This is a genomic window from Gemmatimonas sp., from assembly GCF_044376735.1.
Classification (GTDB): domain Bacteria; phylum Gemmatimonadota; class Gemmatimonadetes; order Gemmatimonadales; family Gemmatimonadaceae; genus Gemmatimonas.
On sequence record NZ_JBILKJ010000152.1, the window covers coordinates 1 to 6062 of the forward strand.

General features: G+C 68.5%; 8 protein-coding genes. 1 reads left to right on the forward strand and 7 read right to left on the reverse strand.

The window, feature by feature from the left end:
• The 7 genes from ACIRA7_RS14100 to ACIRA7_RS14130 form a co-directional block, all read right to left on the reverse strand.
• Positions 1 to 427, reverse strand: a 427-nt coding sequence (locus ACIRA7_RS14100) for a molybdopterin cofactor-binding domain-containing protein (protein ID WP_396221485.1), incomplete at its 3' end; no start/stop codon positions are given.
• 10 nt (positions 428 to 437) lie between these two features.
• Positions 438 to 956, reverse strand: a complete 519-nt coding sequence (locus ACIRA7_RS14105; protein ID WP_396221486.1) for a (2Fe-2S)-binding protein — start codon at positions 954 to 956, stop codon at positions 438 to 440.
• Positions 957 to 1081: 125 nt separating this feature from the next.
• The gene (locus tag ACIRA7_RS14110) at positions 1082 to 2059 is read right to left on the reverse strand and encodes a serine/threonine-protein kinase (RefSeq protein WP_396221487.1); all 978 of its coding nucleotides are present in this window, start codon (positions 2057 to 2059) and stop codon (positions 1082 to 1084) included.
• Between the two features lie 10 nt (positions 2060 to 2069).
• Entirely contained in the window at positions 2070 to 2468 is a 399-nt protein-coding gene (locus tag ACIRA7_RS14115; protein ID WP_396221488.1) for a hypothetical protein, read from the reverse strand.
• A gap of 115 nt (positions 2469 to 2583) precedes the next feature.
• Entirely contained in the window at positions 2584 to 4173 is a 1590-nt protein-coding gene (locus tag ACIRA7_RS14120) for a YybH family protein (protein ID WP_396221489.1), read from the reverse strand.
• Between the two features lie 15 nt (positions 4174 to 4188).
• On the reverse strand, positions 4189 to 5055 hold the full coding sequence (locus tag ACIRA7_RS14125; protein WP_396221490.1) for a hypothetical protein: 867 nt from the start codon (positions 5053 to 5055) through the stop codon (positions 4189 to 4191).
• A 135-nt stretch (positions 5056 to 5190) separates the two neighbouring features.
• On the reverse strand, positions 5191 to 5583 hold the full coding sequence (locus ACIRA7_RS14130; RefSeq protein WP_396221491.1) for a hypothetical protein: 393 nt from the start codon (positions 5581 to 5583) through the stop codon (positions 5191 to 5193).
• A 215-nt stretch (positions 5584 to 5798) separates the two neighbouring features.
• Here ACIRA7_RS14130 and ACIRA7_RS14135 point away from each other — a divergent pair.
• Positions 5799 to 6062: gamma-glutamyltransferase (locus ACIRA7_RS14135; RefSeq protein ID WP_396221492.1), on the forward strand; the 264-nt coding region annotated here is incomplete at its 3' end.

Consider the following 6062-nt stretch of genomic DNA (forward strand, 5'->3'; position numbering starts at 1 on the left):
CCGACACCAACATGGCACGCGCGGCCGCACCGACGCGGCGCTGCGGCAACCAGTTGGTGGGCGTGGCGGTGCTGCCACCAGCCGTCTGTGCCTGATACTTGGTGGGGTCGAAGTCGGCCTGCTCCACACGCACGTTGGCCCAGTCCACGTCGAGCTCCTCGGCGATCAGCATGGGGAGCATCGTCTTGATGCCCTGGCCGATTTCAGGATTCTTCGCGGTGATGGTCACGATGCCGTCAGGCGTGATGCGCACGAACGCACTGAGCATCGGATCGGCGACGGGCGGGAGCGCGCCGCTCACACCGAGCCGTTCGATGGCCTCGAGCGGTTCGGCGTAGCTGGCCAACAGAATGCCGCCACCCGCGAGCGCGGTCACGCGCAGAAAGTCGCGACGGTTCACGCCAGGCTTCTCGGATTGGGTCGTCATCGTCGTGGCCTCAGCGGTTGTCAGGGGAGCCGTTCTTCGACGGCGTCGATCCACCCACGGCCGGCGACGCGCCCGACTTGATCTCGGCGGCGCGGTGTACCGCCTTGCGAATGCGGATGTACGTGGCGCAGCGGCAGAGATTCGTGTTCAGCGCCGTGTCGATCTCGGCGTCGGTGGGCTTCGGCGTCTTCGCCAGCAGCGAGGCGGCGCCCATCATCTGGCCGGCTTGGCAATACCCGCACTGCGGCACGTCGAGTTCTTCCCACGCCTGCTGCACCGCGTGCAGGCCGTCCGGAGAGAGTCCTTCGATGGTCGTGACGTCGGCGTTGGCGACACGCGACAGCGGCGTGTTGCACGACCGCGTGGCGACGCCGTTCACATGGACGGTGCAGGCGCCGCAGCGCGCGATGCCGCACCCGAACTTGGTGCCTTTGAGATCGAGTTCGTCACGGAGCGCCCACAAGAGGGGCATGTCGGCTGGCACGTCGAGCGTGCGCGGCGTGCCGTTGACCTTGAGCGTAATCGGCATAGGACCAGGCGGGACGGGGGCAGGGAGCGGACTGTCGGGTGACAATCCAACCCTTCAATCTCGTGCCGCGCGGTCGGGGCGTCCAGAGCGGCGACCCCCTGGATCCCGCCATCGACGGCGGGGGGTTACCGCAGGATCGTCCAGAGCGCCGCCGCGGCGGCGAGTACGACGATGACCCCGACGGTGACCGTCCGCACCGGTACCGCGGCGGTTGCCGGCGGTGTCGGGCCGTTCGCGCCGTCGATGGCGCGGATGATCCAGGAGGCCGATGCCGGGCGCGCGACGAGGGACTTGGCCAGGCACCGCATGACCACGTCGGCGATGGCCGGCGGCACGTCGGGGCGAAGCTGCTGGATCGGCACGGGCGTGTCGCCGAGGTGTGCGGCCAGCGTGGCACGGAGCGACGTGCGGGCAAACGGCGGCGCGCCGGTCAGTAGTTCGTAGGCCACGCACCCGAAAGCGTAGAGATCGGCGCGGTGGTCCACGACGTGCGCGGCGTTGATCTGCTCGGGTGCCATGTACTGGGGCGTGCCCAGCATGGTGCTCACGGTGGTCACGCGTCGCCCCGAGCGCAGCGCGGCGTCACTGGCGTCGTCGAGCGCCTTCGCCACGCCGAAGTCGGAGATCATCGCGATGCCGTCGTTGAGCAGCACATTCTCCGGCTTGATGTCCCGATGCACCACCCCGCGCCCGTGCGCATAGGCCAGTGCCAGCGCCATCTCACGCAGCAGGCGGATGGCTTCCGCATAGGGCGGCACGCCGCGGCGCACGAGCAGTTCCCGGAGTGTGTGCCCCTCGATGTACGGCATCGTGTACCAGCGCAGCTCGCTACCGTCTCCGTCGGCGGTCACGGGCGAGGCGGTCAGCAGCGGCACCAGATGCGGGTGCTGGAGGCGCGCGGCGAACTGGATTTCACGACGGAACCGCTCCGCATCGACATCGGCGCTGAGTTCGGGCGGCAGCACCTTGAGCACGACCGACCGCTGGAGGGCGACGTCGGTGGCAAGAAACACCTGCGATGACCCGCCACCGCCGAGCTCGCGCTCTATCTCGTACGTCCACTGGAGCTGCTGCTGCAGCCGAGCACGCAGGGGGCTCGGCACTCAGCCAATCTCAGGTCGCGGGAGCGTCGTCGTCGTCACCCGGGAGGTCCGCGATCTCCCCCTCGATCTCCGCCACGACTTCTTCCGTCTCGGCGTCCATCTCGATCACGTCTGAGCCTTCGTCGCCGGATGCCGCGGCGGCGGCCTGCGGTGCCGGACGGCTCCATTTTTTGACGACCGGGGCGGCTCGACGCTCGAGCAGGTTGTCGTAGTACGCCACCATGCGCTGCTGCACGACCTCGAGCGTGTCCTCGGGGTCAGCGCGGAACGGCGCGTGACGCTGATGCTGTTCGGTCGACACCTCGAACCACCACCACGGATCCGGTCCCGTGACGCGCGACGCGGCGACACGACACTGAAACGTCCGACCTCGGTCAACGAAGGAAAATTCCTGCAGTACGTCCGACATGGGCAAAACCTTCGCTGATGGGCGTCAAAAAAGCTTCTGTCGAAAGCTAACCGATCCCCCACGCGGGAAGGAGGGACCTGCCGGGAAATCGGCCGAAGGCGGTTCCGACGCGGCGTCAGTTGCGCTGGCGCGCTGACCAGTGGATCGCCGAGATCCGCCACCCCTGCGCCGTGCGTCGGGCCACGATCAGCTCCGCGCCGGTCGAGTCGACCGCGCGGTCACGGAAGGTGCCCTTCGTGACCGAGGTGGACGTGCTGGTGGCGAGGTCCCCTTGCACGGCCACGCGGAGCGGCGTTCGGGTACTGGCGATCGCGGTGGCGAGCGCGATGTCGGCCGGCAGATGATGCGACCGGTAGTCCGCCACCGATTCCACGGCGCCGCTTTCCAGAATCTCGGCGTCGTCGGTGAGCAGGCCGATCACCGTCAGGCTGTCCGCCTGGGCAAGCGCCGTGTGAAAGCGGCGCACGAGGGCGGCCACCTCGGCGCTGTCGTTCGCGGCGGATACCGTCACCGTTGCCGGCATTGCCATCGCCGCCATGTCATGGCCGGCGTGCGCGCTTTCCGCGTGCGCGCCTTCCGCGTGCGCGCCACCGGTCGCGGCGCCGTAGGTGAAGCCTTTCATCGCACCGGTCTCCCAGTCGTGCGTCATCACGGCGCCGGAGGTCACGGTGGGTAACGGCAGTGATGGCAGGAATCCCACCGCGGGGCCGCCCATGTTCTCGATACCCATATGCCCCGACATGGCGAGCCACGCGGCCACCGGCATCACATACGAGGTGTCGTCGCGGTACAGCCGCGCCGCGCGCAGGATCTCGGTGCGCTTCCGGTCGCGCGGCACGGCGTCATTGGTGAGGATGTCGGACACGACATCGTGCATGGAGTGCAAGTTGTCGAAGATGATGGCCGCTTCCGGGAAGCGCGCGGCGAAGGCCGGTGCCACGGCCGCCGTCATCGGCATCTGGTAGGGCAACGAGGTCGGTGCGCCGTCCACCATCTGCCAAAAGCGTGCAACAGTGGCTCGCACGCCCGCCTGCTTCGCGGCCACCGTCTTGCCCACCAGCAGCGGTTCGTAGAGGCCGACCTGCAGCCAGTGGTAGCCCCAGATGAGACCATTGAACTTCGGATACTTCTTGCGGAAGGCGAGCGAGAACGACTGTTCCTGCATCAGCGCCATCGTTCTCGGTTTCGCACTGAAAGCAATGTCCGGGCGGCTCCGGTAATACGCGAGCAACCGCTGCGCTTCGGTGTCGCGCTGCGCGTCGCTCAGGCGTTCGTCGGCCAGCACGTCGTACAGTTGCCGGTGCAGAATATGCGCCCAGTCGAACATCACCTTCGCTTCCGGCGCGAGCTGCGCGTACTTGGGCTCGATGGCCGCTTCCTCGAGCGGCACACGCGGCGGCTTCACCAGCACGGTCCTGGTGAGGAAGTCAAATTCCTTCACCTCGAGCCGCGAGGCGGACGCGTTGGGTTTCGTCCACAGCGTTTCGTACAGAATCGCATGGCCGTAGTCGAACGCATTGAACAGCCGGTCGGCCGACGCATACTGGTTGCGGAAGGTCCAGTTGTGCGGGGCCTGCAGGTAGAACTGTTCGTACGTGGTGGTCCACTGGGCCTGCGCGGGGCGCGGCGTGGCGACGGCGGTGAGCGCGAACGCAGCCGTGGCGAGACCGCGGGCCAGCGCGCCGAGAGATCGGAGAGACATCATGGGATCGGCTCGTGGTTAGCGGCGGGGAGACCAGGGGAGTCCAAGCGACACGGCGGCACCCGCCGTGAGAAACCAGCCGGCATCGCTGCCTGACAAGCGGTAGCCGCCACCACCATCGACAGCGAGCCGCGGGCTCAGTTGATAGCGGGCGCCACCAGCCACATCCCACGCGCGCGGCTCGGTCGCATCGAGCGGCTGCAACGTGACCAGCTCGGCGGTCAGGAGGAGCGAGCGGAGCGGGAGCGTGCGATCGACGGCTACGCCAACCAGCCAGCGCGAGAGTTCGGTGGACGCCGCGCTCAGGCCGGTGCTCGCGGGAATGCCGGGGGCCGCCGGCGCCTCACCCACGGTGACCTGTCCGTTTACGTGGAAGCGGGCCCACGGAAAGGTTTTCGTCGCGATCGCCTTGAACGACGGATACGCCTTGTCGGGGGCCATCGCGCCCACGGGGAGCAACACGTCCGCCACGACCGCGAGGGCCGGAAGCCGAGTTTCGGCGTTCAGGTTGTACAGTACCGAGGCGTCGATACCGGCCAGAGCGGTTTGGCGCCGACCCGTGATGCCCTCGAGATGCGCCAGCGGAAAGCCGATCTCCACTTGGGTGCGCGGGAACAAGCCCACGGCGAGTTCCGGCTCGATTCCCCACCGATAGGCGCCGCCACGTGCTCGCTCCACGCGGAACGGCGCCATCTGCAACTCGACGGCGCGCCGCTCGATGGCATAGGCGTCTTCGATGCGGACGGGGCGTCCCGCGTCGGTGTTGTAGTAGTCGGTTTGGGCCGCGAGCGGCGCGAGGGGGGCCGCGAGTGCGACCGCGAGGACGGCGACGGCAACGAGCCGCCCGGCCACGCGCAGGCGTGGGGGCGTCGGAAACGGAGTCATGAGCAGGGCAGGAGCCGGGCGGCGCCTCAGGGCGCCGCACACGTGAGGCAGACGCCCTCGTGCCGCACAGCGCGTGCGGGTGGGCATCGGCAGCGACGGGCGGCTCGATCCGGAAGAGACCGGAGAGCCGACGGCTCAGCCTCGCGGCGGCGGGGGCTCGGGAGCGATGTCGAGCGACACGGGCCAGTCGACGGCGTGGACCGGCCGGTGCACGTCGATGGCCACGTCCACGGTCGAGACCACGACGGCCGAACTGAGCACCCCGACCACGGTGCACGCCATGGCCATCGGGCAGGCCGCCGGCGCATGCGGATGCTCCGCGGGCGCTGACACGGGGGCGTCCGGCACCGCGTGGTGGTGATGCGCCGGGGCGGAGGTGGTCTCTGCCGGCCCGTACGCCGTACCGGCCACGATCATCGCCGCTTGAGTGATCGGGCGTTCGCACGACGCACCCGCCGCCGGGAGGACTCCCTGCAGCAGCTGCACGCCGAAGAGCGCGATGGCGGCGATGTGTCGGCTGACCCTCATACGGTGAATGCTAGTCGCGGGAGCTGCGTACGGGGAGGCGCTTGGTGGTGAAGGAAACCAGCCGCCACGGCGGTTGCGGCGTCAACCGGGTACGAGCGTTCGTAAAGGCGGTGTCATCAAATCCGCGCGGTCGTGGTGGATCCAGCGCGGCGCCGATGTCGCATATTCCAGATCGCCTCCAGTTCTCCCCCGTCCTCCCGTTCCGGAGTTGCAGGATGATCGCTCGTTCGACATGCCGTGTCGCCGCTCTCGTCATGGTGCTCTCGCCGGTGTTCGCACCGCAGAGCATTGGCGCTCAGGATCGCTCACAGTCGCGCTCCATGGTGTCGTCGAAGCAGGGCGTGGTGGCCAGCGAAAGCGTACTCGCGTCGCAGGTGGGCGCGTCAATTCTCGAGCGCGGCGGCAACGCCATCGACGCGGCCGTCGCGATGAACGCCATGATGGGACTCGTGGCACCGATGAACGACGGCATCGGCGGT